The organism is Halorhodospira sp. 9628 (assembly GCF_022228075.1).
Taxonomy (GTDB): domain Bacteria; phylum Pseudomonadota; class Gammaproteobacteria; order Nitrococcales; family Halorhodospiraceae; genus Halorhodospira; species Halorhodospira halophila_A.
The window spans coordinates 171,265-194,077 of record NZ_JAJNRF010000004.1 but is presented as its reverse complement, the minus strand read 5'-3'; the positions used below and the strand labels follow the sequence as shown (position 1 = coordinate 194,077).

The window sequence follows — 22,813 nt, the reverse complement described above, 5'->3', positions numbered from 1 at the left end:
TTCGTGTTTCGCAACCGAGGATCACCGCATGAGTAGAGTCTTCAACTTCAGCGCCGGTCCGGCCATGCTCCCCGAGGCGGTGATGCGCCAGGCCGCCGACGAGATGCTCGACTGGCACGGCACCGGCATGTCGGTCATGGAGATGAGCCACCGTGGCAAGGCGTACGTCTCCATCGCCGAGAAGGCCGAGGCCGACCTGCGGGAACTGCTGCAGATCCCGGACAACTATAAGGTGCTCTTTCTCCAGGGCGGTGCTACTGGCCAGTTCTCGGCCATTCCGATGAACCTGCTCCGTGGCGGGCAGCGCGCCGACTACATCTACACCGGGCAGTGGTCCAAGAAGGCCATCGCCGAGGCGAAGAAGTTCTGCGACGTTAACGTCGCCGCCTCCGGCGAGCCGGACATGATGCACATCCCGCCGCAGTCGCAGTGGCAGCTTTCCGACGACGCCGCCTACGTCCACTTCACCCCCAACGAGACGATCAGCGGCGTGGAGTTCCACTGGCTGCCGGACGTCGGGGACAAGCCGCTGGTCGCCGACATGTCCTCGACGCTGCTGTCGCGGCCCATCGACGTCAGCCGCTACGGCCTGATCTACGCCGGGGCGCAGAAGAACATCGGCCCGGCCGGCGTGACCCTGGTCATCGTCCGCGAGGACCTGATCGGCCAGGCGATGCCGCAGACCCCCACGGTCTGGGACTACAAGCAGCAGGTCGACGCCGACTCCATGCTCAATACGCCGGCCACCTATCCGCTCTACATTGCCGGGCTGGTCTTCCAGTGGCTCAAGGAGCTCGGCGGGCTCGAGGCGATGGCCGAGATCAACCACCGCAAGGCGCAGAAGCTCTACGACGCCATCGACGGTTCCGGCTTTTACAGCAACCCGGTGGACCCGCAGGCGCGCTCGTGGATGAACGTACCCTTCGTGCTCGCCGACGACAGCCTCGACAAGACCTTCCTCGAGGAGGCCGAGGCGGCCGGTCTGACCACCCTCAAGGGGCACCGCTCGGTGGGTGGCATGCGGGCCTCGATCTACAACGCCATGCCCGAAGCCGGTGTCGACCGGCTGATCGAGTTCATGGCCGACTTCGAGAGGCGAAACGGGTGAATCCCATGTACCGCATCCTCACGCTGAACAACATCTCGGTGAAGGGCCTGGACCGGCTGCCCCGCGAGCGTTTCGAGACCTCCTCGGACATCGCGCACCCGGACGCCATCTTGGTCCGTTCCGCCGACCTGCACGGCCAGGAGGTTCCCGATTCCGTGGTGGCCATCGGCCGCGCCGGGGCGGGCGTCAACAACATCCCGGTCGGGGACATGACCGAGCGCGGCGTGCCGGTGTTCAATGCCCCGGGTGCCAACGCCAACGCGGTTAAGGAGCTGGTCATCGCCGGGTTGTTCCTGGCCGCGCGCAACATCTGTCCGGCCTGGGAGTATGCCCGGGGCCTGCAGGGCAGCGACGCCGAGCTGCATGAGGCCATGGAGGCCAACAAGAAGCGCTTCGTCGGCTTTGAGCTGCCCGGGCGCACCCTGGGCGTGGTTGGCCTCGGCGCCATCGGCGTCCAGGTGGCCAATACCGCCCGGGCCCTGGGCATGAAGGTCGTCGGTTTCGACCCGCAGATCACCGTGGATGCCGCCTGGGCCCTGGACTCCGGGGTCGAGGCGGCGCACAGCGTGGGCGATGTCATGGCGCGCTCGGACATGATCACCATCCACGTGCCGCTGATCGACGCCACCCGGGGGCTGATCAATGCCTCGCGCCTGGCCCAGGCCCGCCAGGGGGCTACGCTGCTCAACTTCTCGCGCGCCGAGGTGGTGGATGAGGGCGACGTGCTCGAGGCACTCAACGAGGAGCGTCTGCACGCCTACGTCAGCGACTTCCCCAGCAATGCCGTCAAGGACCATCCGCGGGCGGTGACGCTGCCGCACCTCGGGGCATCGACCCACGAGGCCCAGGAGAACTGCGCCATCATGGTGGCCGATCAGGTGCGCGATTACCTGGAGACCGGCAACGTGCGCAACGCGGTCAACTTCCCGGATATGAGCATGCCGCGCAGCGGCAAGGGCGACCGCCTGTGCGTGGTCAACGCCAACGTGCCGAACATGCTCGGTCAGATCTCCAGTCTGCTGGCGCAGCACGGTCTGAACATCGACGACATGTTCAACAAGGCGCAGGAACGCCTGGCCTACACCCTGGTGGACGTCGAGGGCGAGGTGCCGGAAGCGGTGGCCGAGGAACTGCGCGGCATCGAGGGGGTTCTGAAGGTCCGCGTGATCCGCTGAGGGGGAGCGATGTCCGTCGACAATGACGACCTGGCCGCGCTGCGGCAACGGATCGACGGGATCGACGACCAGATCCTCGAGCTGGTCAGCGAGCGGGCTCGCCTGGCTGAGGAGGTGGCCCGCGCCAAGGCCCGCCGCGGTGAAGCGCTTAAGGTCTACCGGCCTGAGCGGGAGGCGGAGATCCTGCGGCGGCTCGTCGAGCGCAACCGGGGGCCGCTGACCCGTGAGCAGGTCACGGTCCTCTTCCGCGAGGTCATGTCCGCGTGCCGGGCGCTGCAGCAGCCGCTGACCGTCGCCTTCCTCGGCCCGCAGGGCACCTTCACCGAAGAGGCGGCCAGCAAGCACTTCGGCCACGATGCCGGCATGTCGCCTCAGGCCACCATCGGCGGCGTATTCCGCGAGGTGGAATCGGGGGCGGCGCACTACGGCGTGGTCCCCGTGGAGAACTCCTCCGAGGGGGTGGTTAGCCACACCCTGGACCGCTTCCTGGACTCGGAGCTGGCCATCGTTGGCGAGGTGGAGCTGCGCATCCACCACGCCCTGGCCAGCCACGCCGGTGGGCTGACCTCGGTCGAGCGGGTCTACTCGCACCAGCAGGGGCTCTCGCAGTGCCGCGCCTGGCTCGAGACCCATCTGCCGCAGGCCGAGCGCCATCCGGTCTCCAGCACCGCCGAGGCGGCCCGGCTGGCGGCCCTGGAGCCCAACGCCGCGGCCATCGCCAGCGAGGCGGCGGCGGAGCGCTACGGCGTGCCGCTGCTCCAGGAGCGCATCGAGGACTACCACGGCAACACCACCCGCTTTCTGGTTCTCGGCTACCAGTCCCCGCCGCCGAGTGGTCACGACAAGACCTCGCTGGTGGTCTCCAGCGCCAACCGCTCCGGGCTGCTCTTCCAGCTCCTTGAGCCGCTGGCGCGCAACGGCATCGACATGACCCGGATCGAGTCGCGTCCGGCGCGCCAGCAGGGGGTGTGGGAGTACGTGTTCTTCATCGACATCCTCGGGCACGCCGAGGACGAGCACCTGCGCGGCCCCCTGGAGGAGATGCGCCAGCGTGCCAGCCTCTTCCGTGTTCTCGGCTCCTATCCAAGGGCGATCTGATCCATGGCTGCATCCGAATCCGCATTTCTCGATCTGGCCAATCCGGGTGTACGCGGGCTTGCCCCGTATGAACCCGGCAAGCCCATCGAAGAGCTGCGCCGCGACTACGGTGTCGAGGAGGTGATCAAGCTCGCCTCCAACGAGAACCCGCTGGGGCCCTCGCCGCGGGCGGCGCAGGCCGCCACCGCCGCGGTCCAGGCCGGTCACCGCTACCCGGACGGCAACGGCTTCGAACTCCGGCACGCCATCGGCGAGCGCCACGGGGTGGATCCGGGGCGGGTGACGCTGGGCAACGGCTCCAACGATGTCCTCGCCCTCGTGGCGCAGACCTTTCTCGGCCCTGGACGCCGCGCAGTCTTCTCGGCCCACGCCTTCGCCGTCTACCCGATCGTGACCCAGGCGGCGGGGGCCGAGGCCCGGGTGGTACCGGCGTTACCCGCCGGGCACCCGGAGCAGCCCCGCGGCCACGACCTGGAGGCGATGGCCGCCGCCACGGACGAATCGGTCCAGGTGGTCTTCGTCGCCAACCCCAATAACCCGACCGGCACCTGGGTCGGGGGCGAGGCGCTGCGCCGGTTTCTCGACGCCGTGCCGGCGACGACCCTGGCGGTGGTCGACGAGGCGTACTTCGAGTACGCGGTGGAGGAGGCGGACTACCCCGATGCCAGTCGTTGGCTCGACGATTACCCGAATCTCATCGTCACCCGCAGCTTCTCGAAGGTCCACGGCCTCGGCGGCCTGCGGGCCGGCTACGCCCTGTCGCATCCGGCGGTTGCCGAGCTGATGAACCGCGTGCGCCAGCCGTTCAACTGCTCGGGCCCGGCCCAGGCGGCGGCGGTCGCGTCGCTGGCCGACTGCGAGTACCTGGAGCGTTCGGTGGCGCTCAACACCGAGCAGCGCGCGGTACTGCGCCGCGGCCTGGAGGAGTTGGGCTTCGCCCCGCTGCCGTCCGCCGGCAACTTCCTGACCTTCGACGCAGGGGATCGGGCGGCGGAGCTCAACGAGGGGCTGCTGCGCAGCGGGGTTATCGTCCGCCCGGTGGACGCCTACGACCTGCCCGGGCACCTGCGTGTGAGCGTGGGCACGCCGGTGGAGAACCGCACCTTCCTGGCCGCGCTCTCCCGGCAGTTGCACGGAGGTACGGCGTGATCCGGCGCCTGGCGATCATCGGCGTGGGCCTGATCGGTGGATCGCTGGCCCTGTCCCTGCGCCGCCATGCGGCGGTGGAGGAGGTGGTCGGCTGCGGGCGCAGCGCCGCCAACCTGGAGCGTGCCCGGTCGTTGGGGGTGATCGACCGCGGTTGCCACGATCCGGCCGAGGCGGTTCGAGGCGCCGGTCTGGTGGTGATCTGCGTGCCGCTGCGTGCCATGCGCGGGGTTCTGGCCGCCCTCGAGGGGGCGGTGGAGCCCGGTACCGTGGTGACCGACGCCGGGAGCGTCAAGGGCTCGGTGATCGAGGACGCCCGTGCCGTCTACGGGACGCCGCCGGCGTGGCTGGTGCCCGGCCACCCGATCGCCGGCACCGAGAACAGCGGCGTGGAGGCCGCCTTCGCCGAACTCTACGATCGCCGTCGGGTCATCCTGACCCCCACGGCGGAGAACCCCGAGGAGGCGGTCGAGCGCGTCGCGGCCATGTGGCGGGCGGCCGGTGCCCAAGTCGTGCGCATGGAGGCCGATCACCACGATGAGGTCCTGGCGGCCACCTCCCATCTGCCGCACGCGCTCGCCTATGCGCTGGTGGATGCCCTGGCCGGCTGGGATGACCGGCAGGAGATCTTTGAGTACGCCGCCGGTGGTTTCCGCGACTTCACCCGCATCGCCTCGTCGGATCCGGCCATGTGGCGGGATATCTGCACCGCCAACCGGGCGCATGTGGTCGCGGCACTGCGCCGCTACCAGGAGGATCTGGGGCGGCTGACCGACGCGCTGGCCGCCGGTGACGACGATCGGGTCCTGCGTGTGTTCGAGAATGCCCAGGAGGCCCGCGCCGGCTTCCTGCGCTTGCTGGAGGGGCGCTCGTGAGTGCGATGCAAAACGAGAACTGGCGGGTCGCCCCGGGCGGGGCGATCCGCGGCGAGGCCCGGGTCCCCGGGGACAAGTCGATCTCCCACCGGGCGGTGATGCTCGGCGCCCTGGCCGATGGCACCACGCAGGTCACCGGTCTGCTCGAGGGGGCCGACGTCCTGGCCACCATCGAGGTCTTCCGCGGCCTCGGCGTGGCCATCGACGGTCCGGAGCACGGCGCGGTGACGGTCCACGGGGTGGGCTGGGAAGGGCTGCGTCCGCCAGCCTCCGAGCTGGACGTGGGCAACTCCGGCACCTCCATGCGCCTGCTCGCCGGACTGCTGGCCGGGCTGCCGTTCGACACCGTGCTCACCGGCGATGCCTCGCTCAACCGTCGCCCGATGCGCCGGGTCACCGAGCCCCTGGCGGAGATGGGCGCGCGGATCACCACCAGCGAGGCCGGCACCGCTCCGCTGCGCATCCACGGAGACAGCCCGCTGACCGGCATCGATTACACGCTGCCGGTGGCCAGCGCCCAGGTGAAATCGGCGCTGCTGCTCGCCGGCATGCGCGCTGCCGGCCACACCTGCGTCACCGAGCCGGCCCCCACCCGCGATCACACCGAGCGCATGCTCCAGGGGTTCGGTTACCCGGTCTCCCGCGATCTGGCCACGGTCTGCCTGGAGGGCGGGCGGCGTCTGTACGGGACCCGCGTCGACGTCCCGGCGGACATCTCCTCGGCCGCCTTCCTGCTGGTCGCGGCGAGCATTGCCCCGGGCTCGGACCTGACCCTGCGCCATGTCGGCTGGAATCCCACCCGCACCGGCGTGGTGGAGATCCTCCGGCGCATGGGCGCCGATATCGAGGTGCTGGGTACCGACGAGGTCGGTGGCGAGCCGGTGGCGGACCTGCGGGTGCGTTCCGCCGGGCTGCGTGGCATCGCCATCCCCGAGGAGCTGGTGCCACTGGCCATCGACGAGTTCCCGGCGCTGTTCATCGCGGCCGCCTGCGCCGAGGGCGAGACGCTGCTCACCGGCGCCGCCGAGCTGCGCGTTAAGGAGTCCGACCGCATCGCGGTGATGGCCGAGGGCCTGCAGGCGCTGGGGGTGACGGTCGAGCCTCGCGAGGATGGGGCCCGCATCGTCGGCCGGCCGGTGCTCGACGGTGGGCAGGTGCACAGTCATACCGACCACCGCATCGCCATGGCCTTCGCCATCGCCGCCCTGCGTGCCGAGGCCCCGGTGGCGATCGAGTCCTGCGAGAACGTGCGCACCTCCTTCCCCGGTTTTGTGGAACTGCTGCGCCGGCTGGGGATGGGGGTGGAGGTCGACGCCGGGCCCGCCCATACCCCCTGAACCCTAACCGTCGAAACCTGAAACTTCATGACCCAGACCAATCCCCCTCCCGTACTTGCCATCGACGGCCCCAGCGGGGCCGGAAAGGGCACCGTGGCCAAGGCCGTGGTGCTTGCCCTCGGCTGGCATTTCCTGGACAGCGGTGCGCTCTACCGCCTGACCGGGCTCTACTGCCAGCGCCAGGGTGTGGCCGCCGACGATGCGCCGCGGGCCGCCGAGCTGGCGGCCGTGCTGCCGGCGGAGTTTCGGGTCGCCGACGGGGCGGAGCGGATCCTCCTCGACGGCGACGACGTCTCGGCCGAGCTGCGCACCGAGACCACCGGGGCCCTGGCCTCGCAGGTGGCGGCTCTGCAGGCGGTGCGTGACGCCCTCCTGCAGCGTCAGCGCGACTTCCGCCGCCCCCCGGGGCTGGTGGCCGACGGCCGCGATATGGGCACCGTGGTCTTCCCCGACGCGCCGGTGAAGGTCTTTCTCACCGCCAGCGCCGAGGAGCGCGCGCGGCGGCGCTATAACCAGTTGAAGGAGCAGGGGGCCGATGTTAGCCTTGCGAGCCTGTCGGAAGAGATAGCCGAGCGAGACCGACGCGACGCCTCCCGTACCACGGCGCCACTGAAGCCCGCCCCGGACGCCGAATACCTGGATACCACTGGCCTGGCCATCGAAACGGTGATCGAACGGGTACTGGCGCAAGTGCGGGGACGGCTGGGATAATCGGCACAAGCGCGTCGCCGCCGCCCCCCGCGGGGTGGCAGGCGGCCGTAAATCGTATTAAAGGAAGGGCCGGCGGCCGTGGCCGCCGAAATCCACCACCAACAACTGACCGTGACACGGTCCTGGATCGACTGAGCGATGACCGAAAGCTTTGCGGAACTCTTTGAGGAGAGCCTTGCGAACACCGATATGCGGCCTGGCGCCATTGTTACGGCGAAGGTCGTGGGGATCGACAACGAGGACGTGATCGTCAACGCCGGCCTCAAGTCCGAGGCGGTGATCCCTGTCTCGCAGTTCTATGACGAGGCCGGGAACCTGGAGGTGAACGTCGGCGACGAGGTCGAGGTGGCCCTCGACACCGTCGAGGACGGCTTCGGCGAAACGCGGCTCTCCCGCGAGCGGGCCAAGCGCGCCTACGCCTGGCGTGCCCTCGAGAAGGCCTACGAGAACAGCGAGACCGTGTCCGGTCAGATCAGCGGCAAGGTCAAGGGCGGTTTCACCGTCGATCTGGGCCACATCCGCGCCTTCCTGCCCGGCTCCCTGGTGGACATCCGCCCCGTGCGCGACACCACCTATCTGGAAGGCAAGGACCTCGAGTTCAAGGTCATCAAGCTCGATGCCCGTCGCAACAACGTGGTGGTCTCCCGCCGCGCGGTGGTCGAGGAGGAGTACAGCGCCGAGCGCGAGGCCCTGCTCGAGAAGCTCCAGGAGGGCGAGACCCTCAAGGGCATCGTCAAGAACCTGACCGACTACGGCGCCTTCGTCGACCTCGGCGGCATCGACGGCCTGCTGCACATCACCGACATGGCCTGGCGCCGGGTCAAGAACCCCTCGGAGGTGGTCGAGGTCGGCCAGGAGATCGAGGTCAAGGTGCTCAAGTTCGACCGCGAGCGCAACCGCGTCTCGCTCGGCCTCAAGCAGCTCGGCGCTGACCCGTGGGAGGCCATCGCGCAGCGCTACCCGGAGGGGGCGCGCGTGCCGGGCAAGGTCACCAACATCACCGAGTACGGCTGCTTCGTCGAGATCGAGGAGGGCGTCGAGGGCCTGGTCCACGTCTCCGAGATGGACTGGACCAACAAGAACGTCAATCCGGCGAAGCTGGTTGCGGTCGGCGACGACGTCGAGGTGATGATCCTCGACATCGACGAGGAGCGCCGCCGCATCTCGCTGGGTATGAAGCAGTGTCAGCCGAACCCGTGGGATGAGTTCGCCGCCAAATACGCCAAGGGCGATCGCGTCGTCGGTCAGATCAAGTCGATCACCGATTTCGGCATCTTCGTCGGCCTGGAGGGCGGCATCGACGGCCTGGTTCACCTCTCCGACCTGTCCTGGGACGAGGCCGGCGAGGAGGCGGTGCGCAACTACCGCAAGGGCGAGGAGGTCGAGACCGTCGTCCTGTCGATCGACCCCGAGCGTGAGCGCATCTCGCTGGGCATCAAGCAGCTGGAGCAGGATCCGCTGAGCCAGTGGCTGGCCGACCACCAGAAGGGCGCCACGGTCAAGGCCAAGATCCTCTCCGTCGAGGCCAAGGGCGCGACCCTGGACGTCGGCGGCGGTGTCGAGGGCTACATCCGCGCCTCGGACCTGGCCAAGGAGCGCGTCGAGGACGCCCGCTCGGTCCTTGAGGAGGGGCAGGAGCTCGAGGCCAAGTTCGTCGGCGTCGATCGTCGCAACCGCACGGTCAACCTCTCCCTGCGTGCCCAGGAGGCCGAGGAGGAGCAGGTGGCGGTGCAGGAGCACGCCCGCCCGGGGCCGAGTGCCGGCACCACGCAGCTCGGCGATCTGCTCAAGGAGCAGATGAAGGGCAACCAGGACAACTGAGTCCGGTGACCCCGGGGGGCCGTGCGCCCCCCGGTCCCGCCGATCCGAGCCAGCAAGCAGAGACCCCCGACCCATGACGAAGTCCGAGCTCATTGAGGCCATTGCGTCCAAGCAGCCGCATCTGGCTCACAAGGACGTTGAAGACGCGGTCAAGAAGATGCTCGAGCACATGAGCGAGACCCTGGCCAACGGCGAGCGGATCGAGATCCGCGGCTTCGGGAGCTTTTCCCTCCACCACCGCCCAGCGCGGATGGGCCGCAACCCCAAGACCGGAGAACCCGTGGCGCTGCCAGCCAAGTACGTGCCACACTTCAAGCCGGGTAAGGAGCTGCGGGAGCGCGTAAACAGCAGCCGCCACCAGGCGCCGCTGCGCTCGCAGTGAATCGTTTCCAGCCATAGAGGGTGAGAGCCGGCCCATGCGACGCATATTCGCCATCATCGGTATCCTTCTGATCATTCTTATCGGGCTTGCCTTCTCCGTGCTGAATGCGGATCCGGTCGCCGTGGATGTCTTCTTCGCGGAGTTCCAGGTGGCGCTGTCCGTGGCCCTGGTGATCACGCTCATCGTCGGCGCCGCCCTCGGCGCCCTGACCAGCATCGGCGCCGTCTGGCGCCGTCGCCGCGAAGTCTCCCGGCTCCGGCGGCAGCTCGGCTACGCCGAGCGGCAGCTGCAGGCCATGCGCCGCGTGCCGCTGGGAGACAGTGACTGACCCCGATGCACGAGCTGCTGTGGCTACTGCTGCCAGTAGCCGCCCTTTCCGGATGGTGGATCGGCCGGCGCGGCGGAGGTGACGAGCACCACGATTCCTACTCCCCTCCGATCTCGGATGCTTACTTCCAGGGCCTCAACTACCTGCTCAACGAGGAGCGAGACAAGGCGCTGGAGGTGTTCACCCGCATGGTCGAGGTCGACAGCGATACCGCTGAGACCCACCTGGCGCTGGGCAGCGTCTTCCGTCGGCGGGGCGAGGTCGACCGGGCCATCCGCATCCACCAGAACCTCATTGCCCGTCCGTCGCTGACCCGACGCCAGCGCACCTACGCGTTGCTCGCGCTGGGCGAGGACTACATGAAGGCAGGGGTCTTCGACCGGGCCGAGAAGCTCTTCCAGGAGGTGGTGGAGCAGGACGCCCACGTCGATCAGGCCCTGCGCCGGCTGCTGACCATCTACGAGCATGAGCGCGAATGGGACCGCGCCATCGAGACCGCCGAGCACCTGGAGCGGGTGGGCGAGGGCGACTATCGGGTCCGGATCGGCCAGTTGCGCTGCGAGCAGGCCGCCCACGCCCTGAGCCGGGGGTACACCGAGCACGCCCGCAAGGCGCTACGCCGGGCGCTGAGTGCCGACCCGGACTGTGCCCGGGCGAACATGCTCCTCGGTGACCTGGAGCGCGAGCTGGGACGCTACAAGGCCGCGGTCAAGGCGTATGAGGCGGTGGGTACGCAGGATCCGGCGCTGCTGCCCGAGATCCTCGACGGCCTGGCCGCCGCCTACCGCGGGCTGGGGCGCCCGGGGCAGATGGAGACCTTCCTGCGGGATACGGTCACGCGCATGCCGGACGGCCGCCTGATGGTCCGCCTGGCCGAGGTCATCCGTGAGCGCCGCGGCACGCAGGCGGCGATCCGCGAGCTGACGCTGATGCTGCGCCGGCAGCCCTCGCTGGACGGCATCCGCCGCCTGGTGGCGCTGACCCACTCGGTGGGTGAGCCCATCGACCCGCGCGAGATGCAGATCCTGCTCGATCTCTTCGAGAAGCTGGAGGCCGGTCGCGCCCTCTACCGCTGCCGGCGCTGCGGTTTCTCGGGGCGGACCCTGTTCTGGCAGTGCCCCGGCTGCCAGAGCTGGGCGAGCATTCGACCGCAGAACGAGACGGAGGGCGGATGAACGTACCTGCCGGGCCGCGACTGATCGTGGCGTTGGACTTCCCCGCGGCGGCCCCGGCCGAGGCCCTGGCCGCGCAGCTCGATCCGCGGCTGTGTCGGCTGAAGGTGGGTAAGGAGCTGTTCACCCGCGCCGGACCGCAGCTGGTGGAGCGACTCCAGGGGCGGGGGTTCGAGGTCTTCCTCGACCTCAAGTACCACGATATCCCCAATACCGTGGCCGGTGCCTGCCGCGCGGCGGCGGAACTCGGCGTCTGGATGGTCAATGTCCACGCCCTTGGCGGACGGCGGATGCTCGAGGCCGCCGGCGAGGCGGTGGCGGCTGCCGACGGGCAGACCCTGCTCACGGCGGTCACCGTGCTGACCAGCCACGACGCCGCCACCCTCGAGGAGATCGGCCTGGCCGGGCCGCCGCGTGAGGCGGTGCTGCGGCTGGCCGGGCTGGCCCGTTCCAGCGGGCTCGATGGCGTGGTCTGCTCGCCGGAGGAGGCCGCAGCCATCGGTGAGCGCTTCGGCGGTGGCCTGCTTCGGGTCACCCCCGGCGTGCGTCCGGCCGGGGCGGCGGTCGGGGATCAGCAGCGCATCGCCACCCCGGCTGCGGCGGTGGCCGCCGGATGTGATTACCTGGTCGTCGGCCGCCCGATCACCGCCGCCGACGATCCTGCCGCCGCCGCCGCCGGGATCGGCGCCGAGATTGCCGCCGCCGGGTGAACGCCGGCGCCGTCCCCGATTGGCCCGGCCGGGGTGGGCTGCTACATTAATACCGACGCCGTCGCAAGACGGTGTCGTCCGTCGCCAGGGAGTGGCGACTTACAGGCACAAGCATCAAGGAGGATCCGACATGCCTGAGCAACTCAGCGGCGCTATCCGCGCGTCCATCCCCGCGACCCTCACCGCACTCACGCTCACCGCCGGGGCTGTCCAGGCCGCCGGGGGCGTGGACATCAATGAAGCCGGTGCCGAAGAACTCGCCGCCGGGCTGACCGGCGTCGGCGAAGTGCGGGCGGCCGAGATCGTCGAGGAGCGCGAGGCCAACGGTCCCTTCCGGGATGCCGACGACCTCAGTCGCGTCAGCGGCGTGGGCCCGGCGACCGTGGAGGACAACCGGGAACGGATCCGGGTGGAGGACGCCAACTAGGGCGGTGAAGGCGGGGGCGGCGGGGCCGCCCCCGCCACCGGCGATCACTCCATGTGCAGGCCGCCGTTGATGTCGAGGTTGGCGCCGGTGATGAAGCCGGCGTCCTCCGAGGCGAGATACTCGATCAGCGAGGCCACCTCGTCGGGCTCGCCGAGCCGCTGCACCGGGATGGTCTCGATGATCTGCTGACGTACCTCCTCCTTCATGGACATGACCATGTCGGTGGCCAGATAGCCCGGCGAGACGGTGTTCACCGTCACGCCCTTGCGTGCCAGCTCCCGGGCCAGGGACATGGTGAAGCCGTGCATGCCGGCCTTGGTCGCAGCGTAGTTGCACTGCCCGAACTGCCCCTTGCGGCCATTGACCGAGGCAACATTGATGACGCGGCCCCAGCCGCGGTCGGCCATGTCGTCGGCGAACTGCTTGGTGACGTTGAAGACGCTGTCCAGGTTGGTGCGCATCACCGCGTCCCAGTTCTCCCGGGTCATCTTCTTGAAGCTGCCGTCCTTGGTGATGCCGGCGTTGTTGACCAGGATGTCGACCGGGCCGGCGCGTTCACGCACCGCCTCGGCCATGGCGGCACAGGAGTCCCAGTCGGCTACGTCGCACTGGACCGCGTGCACCGGCGTCGTCACGCCGCGCTCCTGGAGCCGCTCCCGCCACTTGTCGACACGGCCGTTGTCCGAGGTGTAGGTGGTCACCACGGTGTGTCCGCTGCGGCCCAGGCGCTCGCACACCGCCGCGCCGAGACCGCCGAGCCCGCCGGTTACCAGTGCCGTCTTCTGGCTCATAAGGTTCTCCCCCTTCGATGCCGTTCCTTGTCCGTGGTCGTGCCGCCTTGGCAGGAGCGGCTGCCTGCGGCTTTTTCCCCAGAATAGGGGCTATGCATCCTTTTGCAAATGACGCAGCGCAGCGTGGCGGTGGGTTATGCTGCGGGATGGAAACGCTCCTGCGAATCCTTTTTTGGGGAGGTGGAATGACAAAGACGGAGGGGCCCGCGCCGGAAAGCGGGCGGATCTACGACGACTTCGTGGCCACCATCGGCCGCACGCCCCTGGTGCGCCTGCCGCGGCTGGGCGCCGAGGCGGGGCTCGCCGCCGAGCTGCTGGCCAAGCTCGAGATGTTCAACCCGCTCAGCTCGGTCAAGGACCGCATCGCCCTGGCCATGATCGAGGCGGCGGAGGCGCAGGGGCGGATCACGCCGGGGCATTCAACGCTGATCGAGCCCACCTCGGGGAACACCGGCATCGGTCTGGCCTTCATCGCCGCGGCCCGGGGTTATCGGCTGATCCTGACCATGCCGGCGAACATGTCCACCGAGCGCCGCAAGCTCTTCGCCTTCTACGGTGCCCGGGTCGAACTGACCGACCCGGCGGCGGGCATGCGCGGCGCCATCGACCGGGCCGATGCACTGCTCGAGGAGATCCCCGACAGCTTCCAGCCGGCTCAGTTCAGCAATCCGGCCAATCCCCGCGCCCATCGCTGTGGTACCGCCGAGGAGATCTGGCGGGACACCGGTGGCGCTGTGGACGGGCTGATCGCCGGGGTGGGGACCGGCGGTACGCTGACCGGGGTCGCCGGTCTGCTCAAGGAGCGTCGGCCGGGGTTCCGCGCCTACGCTGTGGAACCGGCCGGCTCGCCGGTGCTCTCCGGCGGGGCACCCGGCCCTCACGGTCTGCAGGGCATTGGTGCCGGCTTCCTGCCGGAGACCCTGGATGCCGCGCTGGTGGATGAGACCCTGCAGGTGGAGGACGCTGAGGCGCTGGCCATGAGTCGTCGTGTGGCACGATTGGAGGGGATTCCCTGCGGGATCTCCAGCGGCGCGGCATTGGCGGCGGCGGTGCGGGTGGCCGCGCGCCCGGAGCTGGCCGGTCAGCGTCTGGTGGTCATCCTCGCCTCTAGCGCCGAGCGCTATCTTTCGACCCCGCTGTTCGAGGGGCTGGACGACGAGGCGTAGACGGCGGCAAGGAGCCGGCGGGCAGGCGGTCCACCTGCTTGGGCGATGCGGCGGGCGAAACCCGAGAACGGCTCGCTGCGGCCGTGGGAGGCGGGGGCGCGACAACGGCGCTGACGAGCGCACCCCTTCGGGGTCCCCTGCGCTGCTCCCCCCTCGGGGCCGCGCGTAAAGCTCGCGCCGCTGCGCGGCGCTCGTACGCTACGCGCTATGCGGTGCGAACCGGCAAAGGTTCGCCCCGCATGCCCCGAGGGGGCTGCGCTGCTCGGTGCGCTCAATGCGCCTTTGTCGCGCCCCCGCCTCCCACGGCCGCAGCATCCACCGGCTCCGGGCTGTGTCGACGCTCAAGCAGGTGAACCGTCTGCCCGCCGGCTCCTCGCCGCTTACGCCTCGTCATCCTCGCCCAGGGCGAAGAGCGAGGCATTGCCCCCGGCCGCGGCCGTGTTCTCCGTGACCATCCGCTCGTTGACGAAGCGCAGTAGGTAGTTCGGACCGCCCGCCTTGAAACCGGTGCCCGACAGCCCCTCGCCGCCGAAGGGCTGCGAGCCGACCACCGCACCGACGATATCCCGGTTCACATAGGCGTTGCCGGCGCGGATCGCCCGCGTGGCCGCATCCCGATGACTGTCGACGCGGCTGTGCACACCGAACGTCAGCCCATAACCGGCGGCGTTGATCCGCTCCACCACCGACTCGAGTTCCCCCGCCCGCCAAGTGGTGTAGTGGAGCATCGGCCCAAAGAACTCCTCCTGCAGGTCCTCGATGGCGTCCAGCCGGTAGAGCGACGGGGGGACAAAATGGCCGCGGGCTCCGGCGTCGCCCAGAGGTGTTCGATGGACCACCCGGCCGGCGGCGGCCATCGCCTCATGGTGGGCCTCCAGCCGGGCCCGGGCCGAGGCATCGATGACCGGGCCGATGTCGGTGGCCAGCCAGCGCGGGTCGCCGACCCGCAGGGCGTCCATGGCACCGCGCAGCATCTCTAGAAAAGGTTCGGCGATGTCCTCCTGGAGGCAAAGCAGGCGCAGCGCCGAGCAGCGCTGACCGGTACTGAAGAACGCCGAGCGCAGGACATCCACCACCGCCTGCTCGGGCAGGGCGCTGGAGTCCACGATCAGGGCGTTGAGGCCACCGGTCTCGGCGATCAGGGGAACGATGGGGCCGTCACGCCCGGCCAGGGTGCGGTGGATCTGCTGCGCCGTAGCCACCGAGCCGGTGAAGGCCACGCCGTCGATGCGCCGGTCGGCGACCAGCGGCGGCCCGATGCGCCCGCCCTCGCCGGGTAGCAGGTGGAGCACGTCGCCAGGGATGCCCGCCTGGTGCATCAGCGTCACCGCCCGTTGGGCGATCAGCGGCGTCTGCTCCGCCGGCTTGGCGATCACTGCGTTGCCGGCGGCCAGGGCGGCGGTGATCTGACCGGTGAAGATCGCCAGCGGCAGGTTCCAGGGGCTGATGCACAGATACGTGCCGCGGCCATGGAGTTGTAGCGTGTTGGTCTCGCCGGTTGGGCCGGGTAGCGGCGTCGGCTCAGCCATCAGTCGTCGCGCCTGGGCGGCGTAGTAACGGCAGAAGTCCACCGCCTCGCGGACCTCGGCGATGCCATCGCGCAGCGTCTTGCCGCCCTCCAGGGTGCAGAGGGTCATGAGTTCGGCGGTGTGCGCCTCGTAGAGGTCGGCCAAGCGTTCCAGGGCGCGGGCGCGCTCTTCGACCGGTGTGGCGGCCCAGCGCGGCCACGCTGCGGCGGCGCCGGCCAGGGCCTGCTCCAGGTGTTCGGGGCCGGCCCACAGCACGCTGCCCACCCGCTGCCCGGTGTCGGTGGGGCTGCAGACGTCGGCCCAGGTGCCGTCGGCTTCGGGGGCGCCACGGCCGTTGATGATCGGCCGCGCCTCACGCCGGGACTCGGCAGCGGCGGTCATCGCCTCGGCCAGGGCCGCGGTCTCCTGGCGGTTGGAGAAGTCGATGCCGCGGCTGTTGGTTCGGTCCGGGCCGAAGATCCCGGCCGGCAGCGGCAGGTGGGGGTGGCGCAGGGTCGGGCGCGAGCGCAGGTGCTCCACCGGATCGGCGATCAGGGTCTCCACATCGCCCTCGTGGATCCGGTTGACGAAGGAGGAGTTGGCGCCGTTCTCGAGCAGCCGACGGACCAGGTAGGGGAGCAGGGCCTCGTGCTGGCCCACCGGCGCGTAAATACGCACCGGGACACCGCGGCCGGGGCGGGCGTCGACGAGTTGATCGTAAAGCTCGTCGGCCATGCCGTGCAGGCGCTGGAACTCGAAGGGTTGCTCTTCGGCCAGTTCCAGCACGGCGGCCACCGTGTGGGCGTTGTGGGTGGCGAACTGGGGGTAGATCTGTTCGGGGTAGCGCAGCATGCGCCGGGCGCAGGCCAGGAAGCAGACGTCGCTGGCCGCCTTGCGCGTGAAGACGGGGTAGTCGTCGAGGCCCTGGATCTGGGTGTCCTTGACCTCGGTGTCCCAGTAGGCGCCCTTGACCAGGCGGACCCGCAGCCGTCGCTGGTGGTGCCGCGCCCGTTCGGCAAGCCACTCGATCCACTCCGGCGCCCGCTTCTGGTAGGCCTGCACCGCGATCCCCAGGCCGTGCCAGTCGGCCAGTTCGGGGTCGGCCATCACCGCCTCGAGCACGTCCAGGGTCAGATCCAACCGGGCCGCTTCCTCGGCGTCCACGCACAGGGCGATGCCGGCCTCCCGGGCCCGTCGGCAGAGCGCCTGCAGCCGTGGGATGACCGTCTCCCGGACGCGTTCCTCCTGGCCGGGCTCGAAGCGCGGGTCGAGGGCCGAGAGCTTCACCGAGACCTCGGCGCGGGCGTCCATCGATGCGTTGGGGTCGGCGCTGCGGCCAAAGTGTTCGATCCCTGCGCAGTAAGCCTGGAAGAAGCGCTCGGCGTCGGCATCGGTCCGCGCCGCTTCGCCGAGCATGTCGTAGGAGTAGCGGTACCCCTTGGCTTCGAGCTTGCGGGCACGCCGCTGCGCCTCGGGGATGTCGCGGCCGAGGACAAAGGTCTCGCCGAGCAGGCCCATGGAGCGGCGCACCGCGCGGCGGATCAGTGGCGCCCCCCGGCGCGCCATGGCACCGCGCAGTTGAGCCCCGAACCAGCGTTCGGCTTCGCCGGCATCGAGGATCCGCCCGGTCAGCGCCAGGCCCAGGGTGGCGGCGTTGACCAGCAGGCGGCGGTCGCGGCCCAGGTGCGATGACCAGCCTCCGGCGCCGAGCTTGTCGTGGATCAGCCGATCGGCCGCGGGGGCGTCGGGGATGCGCAGTAACGCTTCGGCCAGGCACATGAGCGCGACCCCTTCCTCGCTGGAGAGGTCGTACTCGTGGAGCAGCGCGGTCAGCGAGGACTGGCGGCGCTGGGCACGGATCATGCCGTGGACCAGGGTGCGGGCCCGCTCCTGGATACGCGCCCGGGTCCGCGGGTCGCACTCGGCCTCCCGGATTAGGGCCTGGCTGCGGGTGGGCTCGTCGATGCGATAGGCCGCGGCCAGGGGTTGGCGCTCGACGGGCAGCAGCTGCTCGGGGTCCGGATGGACGAACGCGCTCATGGCACCTCCTCGGGCGGATCGAATCAGGGCGGACATCGCCTGCTGCGTGCAGGGCGCGTGCCAGCCCGCCCCGCGCGCAGTGCTCGGCCTGCGAGCGGGCGGCGCTTTCCCTGATTGTGGCGCCTGTCGGCCGGGTCGGCGAGGGCGGTATGCCGGCGCAGTGCCTTGCACGATCGCAGTGCCTGGTATTTCATCCCCGGTCACGCATGGTGCAATCGCCGCGCCTGCGTCCGGGGATGCCGGGCGGTGCGCAGCGGCACGGAATCTGCACCCGGTAATCGTTGACCCTGACCCGCGGCCGCCGGGCGGCGGGCGTTGCACAAGCGGAGGAGCGGGCTATGGAAGAGAACCTCACGGCAGCCACCTGGTTCTGGCTGCTGGTGCCGATGTTGCTGGTGGTGGTGCTCGCGCTGGCGAGCCTGGTGCGCCGCAAGCTGCGGGAGGAGGACCAATGAACGGGGAGCTCGACCTGAACATCCCGCTGCTGGCGACCTTTGTCGTCTACCTGATCCTCATGATCCTGGTGGGGCTCTTCGCCTACCGCTTCACCAAGAGCCTGGCCGACTACATCCTCGGCGGGCGGCGTCTCGGATCGGGGACTGCGGCCCTGTCCGCCGGCGCCTCGGACATGAGCGGCTGGCTGCTGCTCGGCTTGCCCGGGGCGGTCTACGCCTCGGGGATGAATCAGATCTGGATCGCGGTGGGCCTGGCCATCGGCGCCTACCTCAACTGGCAGTTCATCGCCGAGCGGCTGCGCCGCTACACCGAGGTGGCGCGGGACTCCATCACCATCCCCGCCTACTTCGAGAACCGTTTCCGGGACCGGACCTCCGCCCTGCGCGTGGTCTCCGCCCTGGTGATCCTGCTCTTTTTCACCTTCTACACCTCGGCCGGGCTGGTGGCGGCGGGCACGCTGTTCGAGGACACCTTTGGCGTGGACTACACGCTGGCCCTGGCGGTCGGCGCCTCGGTAATCCTGGTCTACACCCTGCTTGGCGGCTTCCTGGCGGTTAGTTGGACCGACTTCATCCAGGGCATCCTGATGTTCGTCGCGCTGATCCTGGTGCCGGTGATCACGGTGATGAATCTCGGCGGCTGGTCGGAGACCGCCGGGGCGGTGGCGGACTTCGAGCCCGGGGCGCTGGATGCCTTCCACGACGTGACGTTGTTCAGCATCATCTCGCTGATGGCTTGGGGGCTGGGCTACTTCGGGCAGCCCCACGTGCTGACCCGATTCATGGCCATCCGCAGCCCGAAGGACATCCCGGCGGCCCGGTTCATCGGCATCAGCTGGATGGTCTTTGCCCTGTTCGGGGCGATCTTCACCGGCTTTGCCGGTATCGCCTTCTTCGAGGGGACCGGCACCCTGGACAACCCCGAGACGGTCTTCCTGGCCCTGATCCAGGCGCTGTTCAACCCGTGGGTGGCCGGCTGCCTGCTGGCGGCGGTGCTGGCGGCGATCATGAGCACCATCGACTCGCAGCTGCTGGTCTCCTCCTCGGCCCTGTCCGAGGACTTCTACAAGCGCTTCCTGCGCCCGCGCGCCGGCGATCGCGAGCTGGTCTGGGTCGGCCGTGCCACGGTGCTCGTCATCGGACTCTTCGCAACGCTGTTGGCGTTCGATCCGGACGCCGCGGTCCTCGACCTGGTCGCCTACGCCTGGGCTGGATTCGGTGCCGCCTTCGGCCCGGTGATCATCCTCTCGGTGTTCTGGCGGGGTACCACCCGCAACGGTGCGCTGGCGGGGATCGTCGTCGGTGCGGTGACGGTGGTCGTCTGGGATCTGCTCGAGGGTGGCCTGTTCGATATGTACGAGATCCTGCCCGGCTTCATCCTCGGGACACTGGCGATCCTGGTCTTCAGCCGCATTGGTGGCCGTCCCGGCGAGGAGATCGAGCGCGAGTTCGATCGCGTCCGGGCGCGTATGGACTGACCCGTCGCACCCGCCGCCCGGGGCTCGTTGGCACCTGGGCGGCGGGGGCACGTATCCCTCGCCGCGCCAGGCATTGGGTCCGGGCGGGATCCTTGCCCTCGATGTGCGCCTGCACTTCCCCCGTGCGCCGTGTGCTGATGCAACAAGGCTGCATGCGCCCGCGCAATGACGCAGACTGTGCGCGTTTGCGCCCCGCAGGGGCGTGACCTGCCTGCAGAGGAGGAGCGCATGATCGAGATGCAGCCGATCGGGGTGATCCGCACCCCGCACACCGAACGTCGCGGTATGCCGGTCCAGCCGAGCGGTGCCGGCGACTTCACCGGCCGGGTGGAGGTCGATCCCGCCTACGCGGCCGGGCTCAAGGATCTGGACGGGTTCTCGCACATCACCCTGATCTTTCTCTTCGACCGCAGCGAGGGCTACGAGCTCGAGGTGGTCCCCTTTCTCGATGATCGCCCCCACGGTGTCTTCGCCACCCGGGCGCCCCGGCGGCCGAACCCCATCGGCCTGTCCACCGTGCGACTGGAGGCGGTGCGCGGCAACACCCTCGAGATCCGGGGGCCGGACATGCTCGACGGCACGCCGCTACTCGACATCAAGCCGTGTACGCCGGAGTTGGGTCCACAGGGCCCGGTGCGCCGCGGCTGGCTGGACGAGGCCCGGGCCCGCTTCGCCGAGGGTCGGGCGGACGAGCGCTTCCGGCCGTAGGGGGCGCGGCTGCCGCAGCCCCTGGCGGGCATACGGTTGAGCGGATAAAATAAACAGGACGCATTCGCATTTGCATGAAGGAGGTAGCATGATACTCCGGTTCCGGACCCTCGCGGTATCGTGGCGCGGCGCACTGCCGGCGGCCGGTCTGGCGGGGCTGGCGGCACCGGCGGCGGTGCTTGGGGACTCGGGGGCCGAGGTCCTGCCCCCGGTGACCGTGACCGGCGATCCCCTGGGCAGCCGCACGGAGAGCGAACTCGTGCGCCCGATCTCGGTGGCGGAGGGTGAGGCGCTGGAGCGCCGTCGCGGTGGCGGGACCATCGGCGAGGTCCTCGACGGCCTGCCGGGGATCAGCAACGCGGACTTCGGGCCCGGCGTGGGCCGGCCCACGATCCGTGGCCTGCAGGGGTCCCGGGTCGAGGAGCTGCAGGACGGCATGCGCATCAGCGATGTCTCGGACGAGGGCGTCGATCACGCCGTCGGGGGGGACTCGCGGCGGGCGCAGTCGGTGGAGTTCATCCGCGGGCCGGCGACACTGGTGTACGGCTCCGGGGCCGCCGGCGGGGCCGTGAACATGGTCACCAGCCGCTTTGACCCGTTTATCGGGGACCAGGTCTCCGGCCGCCTTTACGGCGCCTACACCGACAATGCCAACAAGCGCCAGGGCTACGCCGGTGTCGAGGTGCCCCTGACCGAGGGGTTCGCCCTGCGCACCGACTACAGCCTCAGTCGCAGCGACGACGCCGACATCGCCGGCTTCCAGCTTGAGGAGGGACGCGACGGCGATCACCTGATCCGCGATACGCTGGTCAACAGCGACGTCAAGGACGACAGCTGGTCGCTGACCGGGATGTGGTCGGAGGACTGGGGCTACATCGGCGTCGGCTACGACCGCTGGGAGATCGAGTACGGCGTGCCGGAGGCCTTCTTCCCGGTGCACAACACAGGCGATATCGACCTCTCCGACGAGTACGAGCGGATCTACGCCGAGCACGACCGCTTCGATCTGCGCAGTGAGTTCTACGACCCGTTCGACGGCTTCTCGGCCGCCCGTTTCAATCTCTCCTACACCGAGTTCGTCCAGGATGAGATCGAGTACGAGTACGACACGAGCACCGGACGGCTGGACGAGCGAGAGCTGGAGGCGACCTTCGAGCAGGACGAGCTCGACGCCCGGCTGGAGCTGACCCACGATCCCCTGGACGCCCTCGGCGGGCTGCGCGGGACCGTAGGCATCGATTTCCACGATGTGGACTACGTCGGCGCGGATCCCCGCGAGGGCCGGGACGACCTCATCCGGCCCAACGAGACCACCTCCACCGGGGTCTTCGTGGTCGAGGAGCTGCCCACCGGCTTCGGCGCCGTGGAGTTCGGTGCCCGGCTCAACCACGAGCGCTCACGGCCGGCGGATGTGGCGGACCAGCAAATCAAGAAGGTCGCCGAAGACGGCAGTATCAACGGGGTCGACGTGCCCGAGCGCAACTTCCAGGAGGAACTCGGCAGCCGCACCTTCACCACCGGCAGCGCCTCCGCCGGTGCCCGCTTCGAGCTCGACGACGCCCACCGCCTGCGCACCTCGGTGACCTACGCCGAGCGCGCCCCCTCGGCCGAGCAGCTCTACGCCTTCGGCCGCCACGGCGCCGCCGGCACCTGGGAGGTGGGGGATCCGGATCTCGGCGAGGAGCAGTACCTCAACCTGGACATCGCCCTGGAGCGCCACCAGGGGGCGGTCCGCTACGACGCCGCGGTCTTCTACAACCGGGTGGATGACTACATCTACTTCCAGAGCTTCGACGACAACGGCGAGCCCCTGCGCGTTGGGGCGGATGACGATGAAGTTGTGCAAGAGGACGGCGGCGATCAGCTGGTCTACAACACCGCCGCCGACGTCCACCTCTACGGCCTGGAGTTCGAGGCGGAGCACGATCTCACCGTGGCCGACTGGCCGGTGACCGCCCGGGCCAGCGGCGACTACCTGCGCGGGCGTTTCCGCGACGGCGGGAGCCTGCCGCGGATGACGGCGCCGCGGCTGGGGATCGGCGTGGACACCGCCTGGCGGACTCTGGACTTCGCCGTGGACTGGCGACACGTTTTCCGGCAGACGGATACCGGCCCGGCGGAGACCGAGACCGGCAGCTACAACCTGGTCGGCTTCGATATCGGCTGGGAACCGCAGGATGTCGAGGAGCTGCGCGTGTTCTTCCGCGGCCGAAACCTCCTCGACGAGGACGGCCGACGCCACGAGAGCTTCTTCAAGGGCTCGGCGCCGATCCTCGGCCGCAACTACACCCTGGGGGCGAGCTACAACTTCTAGCCGGTGGCGTGGCGGCAGCCGGCCCCGGGCGTTGCCCCGGGGCCGGCTGCCGGCTAGCTTGCA

Annotated in this window: 19 protein-coding genes; 17 read left to right on the top strand and 2 right to left on the bottom strand. The window is 69.7% G+C overall.

The features are described 5' to 3' along the window. Positions 1 to 28: 28 nt before the first annotated feature. The 13 genes from serC (at position 29) to LRG10_RS06400 (ending at position 12,290) form a co-directional block, all read left to right on the top strand. Positions 29 to 1,108 carry a 3-phosphoserine/phosphohydroxythreonine transaminase gene (serC, locus tag LRG10_RS06460; protein WP_201168667.1) on the top strand — a complete coding sequence of 360 codons (1,080 nt, stop codon included), beginning with the start codon at positions 29 to 31 and terminating at the stop codon, positions 1,106 to 1,108. A gap of 5 nt (positions 1,109 to 1,113) precedes the next feature. Then, complete coding sequence (locus LRG10_RS06455) at positions 1,114 to 2,283, top strand: phosphoglycerate dehydrogenase (protein WP_201168665.1); 1,170 nt, start codon at positions 1,114 to 1,116, stop codon at positions 2,281 to 2,283. A gap of 9 nt (positions 2,284 to 2,292) precedes the next feature. Then, positions 2,293 to 3,381 carry a prephenate dehydratase gene (pheA, locus tag LRG10_RS06450; RefSeq protein WP_201168662.1) on the top strand — a complete coding sequence of 363 codons (1,089 nt, stop codon included), beginning with the start codon at positions 2,293 to 2,295 and terminating at the stop codon, positions 3,379 to 3,381. A 3-nt stretch (positions 3,382 to 3,384) separates the two neighbouring features. Then, entirely contained in the window at positions 3,385 to 4,530 is a 1,146-nt protein-coding gene (hisC, locus tag LRG10_RS06445; protein ID WP_238634973.1) for a histidinol-phosphate transaminase, read from the top strand. Next, positions 4,527 to 5,402: a prephenate dehydrogenase/arogenate dehydrogenase family protein gene (locus tag LRG10_RS06440; RefSeq protein ID WP_238634972.1), complete on the top strand. Its 876-nt coding sequence runs from the start codon at positions 4,527 to 4,529 to the stop codon at positions 5,400 to 5,402. The genes hisC and LRG10_RS06440 overlap by 4 nt, the downstream gene beginning before the upstream one ends. 5 nt (positions 5,403 to 5,407) lie before the next feature. After that, on the top strand, positions 5,408 to 6,739 hold the full coding sequence (aroA, locus tag LRG10_RS06435; protein WP_238634979.1) for a 3-phosphoshikimate 1-carboxyvinyltransferase: 1,332 nt from the start codon (positions 5,408 to 5,410) through the stop codon (positions 6,737 to 6,739). A gap of 27 nt (positions 6,740 to 6,766) precedes the next feature. Continuing rightward, positions 6,767 to 7,450: a (d)CMP kinase gene (gene cmk / locus LRG10_RS06430; protein WP_201168652.1), complete on the top strand. Its 684-nt coding sequence runs from the start codon at positions 6,767 to 6,769 to the stop codon at positions 7,448 to 7,450. Between the two features lie 138 nt (positions 7,451 to 7,588). After that, complete coding sequence (gene rpsA, locus LRG10_RS06425) at positions 7,589 to 9,271, top strand: 30S ribosomal protein S1 (RefSeq protein WP_201168650.1); 1,683 nt, start codon at positions 7,589 to 7,591, stop codon at positions 9,269 to 9,271. Positions 9,272 to 9,344: 73 nt separating this feature from the next. After that, on the top strand, positions 9,345 to 9,653 hold the full coding sequence (locus tag LRG10_RS06420) for an integration host factor subunit beta (RefSeq protein ID WP_201168648.1): 309 nt from the start codon (positions 9,345 to 9,347) through the stop codon (positions 9,651 to 9,653). Positions 9,654 to 9,687: 34 nt separating this feature from the next. Then, positions 9,688 to 9,981, top strand: coding sequence for a LapA family protein (locus tag LRG10_RS06415; RefSeq protein ID WP_201168646.1), 294 nt, complete (start codon positions 9,688 to 9,690; stop codon positions 9,979 to 9,981). 5 nt (positions 9,982 to 9,986) lie between these two features. Next, the gene (gene lapB, locus LRG10_RS06410; protein WP_201168644.1) at positions 9,987 to 11,156 is read left to right on the top strand and encodes a lipopolysaccharide assembly protein LapB; all 1,170 of its coding nucleotides are present in this window, start codon (positions 9,987 to 9,989) and stop codon (positions 11,154 to 11,156) included. After that, a complete protein-coding gene (gene pyrF, locus LRG10_RS06405; protein ID WP_201168642.1) occupies positions 11,153 to 11,863 on the top strand; it encodes an orotidine-5'-phosphate decarboxylase in 711 nt (236 codons plus the stop codon). Before lapB ends, pyrF begins: the two co-directional genes overlap by 4 nt. 130 nt (positions 11,864 to 11,993) lie before the next feature. Continuing rightward, a complete protein-coding gene (locus tag LRG10_RS06400; RefSeq protein ID WP_201242423.1) occupies positions 11,994 to 12,290 on the top strand; it encodes a helix-hairpin-helix domain-containing protein in 297 nt (98 codons plus the stop codon). Positions 12,291 to 12,334: 44 nt separating this feature from the next. On the opposite strand, the gene phbB is transcribed toward LRG10_RS06400, so the two are convergent. Next, entirely contained in the window at positions 12,335 to 13,081 is a 747-nt protein-coding gene (gene phbB / locus LRG10_RS06395) for an acetoacetyl-CoA reductase (RefSeq protein ID WP_201168638.1), read from the bottom strand. A gap of 185 nt (positions 13,082 to 13,266) precedes the next feature. Here phbB and cysK point away from each other — a divergent pair, with 185 nt between their 5' ends. Next, positions 13,267 to 14,247, top strand: coding sequence for a cysteine synthase A (gene cysK, locus LRG10_RS06390; protein WP_207189799.1), 981 nt, complete (start codon positions 13,267 to 13,269; stop codon positions 14,245 to 14,247). A 380-nt stretch (positions 14,248 to 14,627) separates the two neighbouring features. Here cysK and putA read toward each other — a convergent pair whose 3' ends face one another. Beyond that, on the bottom strand, positions 14,628 to 17,795 hold the full coding sequence (gene putA / locus LRG10_RS06385; protein WP_238634971.1) for a bifunctional proline dehydrogenase/L-glutamate gamma-semialdehyde dehydrogenase PutA: 3,168 nt from the start codon (positions 17,793 to 17,795) through the stop codon (positions 14,628 to 14,630). A gap of 451 nt (positions 17,796 to 18,246) precedes the next feature. Here putA and putP point away from each other — a divergent pair, with 451 nt between their 5' ends. From putP to LRG10_RS06370, 3 genes are all read left to right on the top strand, one after another. Further along, positions 18,247 to 19,728, top strand: coding sequence for a sodium/proline symporter PutP (gene putP, locus LRG10_RS06380; protein ID WP_274519787.1), 1,482 nt, complete (start codon positions 18,247 to 18,249; stop codon positions 19,726 to 19,728). Positions 19,729 to 19,956: 228 nt separating this feature from the next. Beyond that, positions 19,957 to 20,436, top strand: coding sequence for a tRNA (N6-threonylcarbamoyladenosine(37)-N6)-methyltransferase TrmO (gene tsaA, locus LRG10_RS06375; protein ID WP_238634970.1), 480 nt, complete (start codon positions 19,957 to 19,959; stop codon positions 20,434 to 20,436). 88 nt (positions 20,437 to 20,524) lie between these two features. Next, a complete protein-coding gene (locus tag LRG10_RS06370) occupies positions 20,525 to 22,750 on the top strand; it encodes a TonB-dependent receptor (RefSeq protein WP_238634969.1) in 2,226 nt (741 codons plus the stop codon). The last annotated feature ends 63 nt before the right edge of the window (positions 22,751 to 22,813 follow it).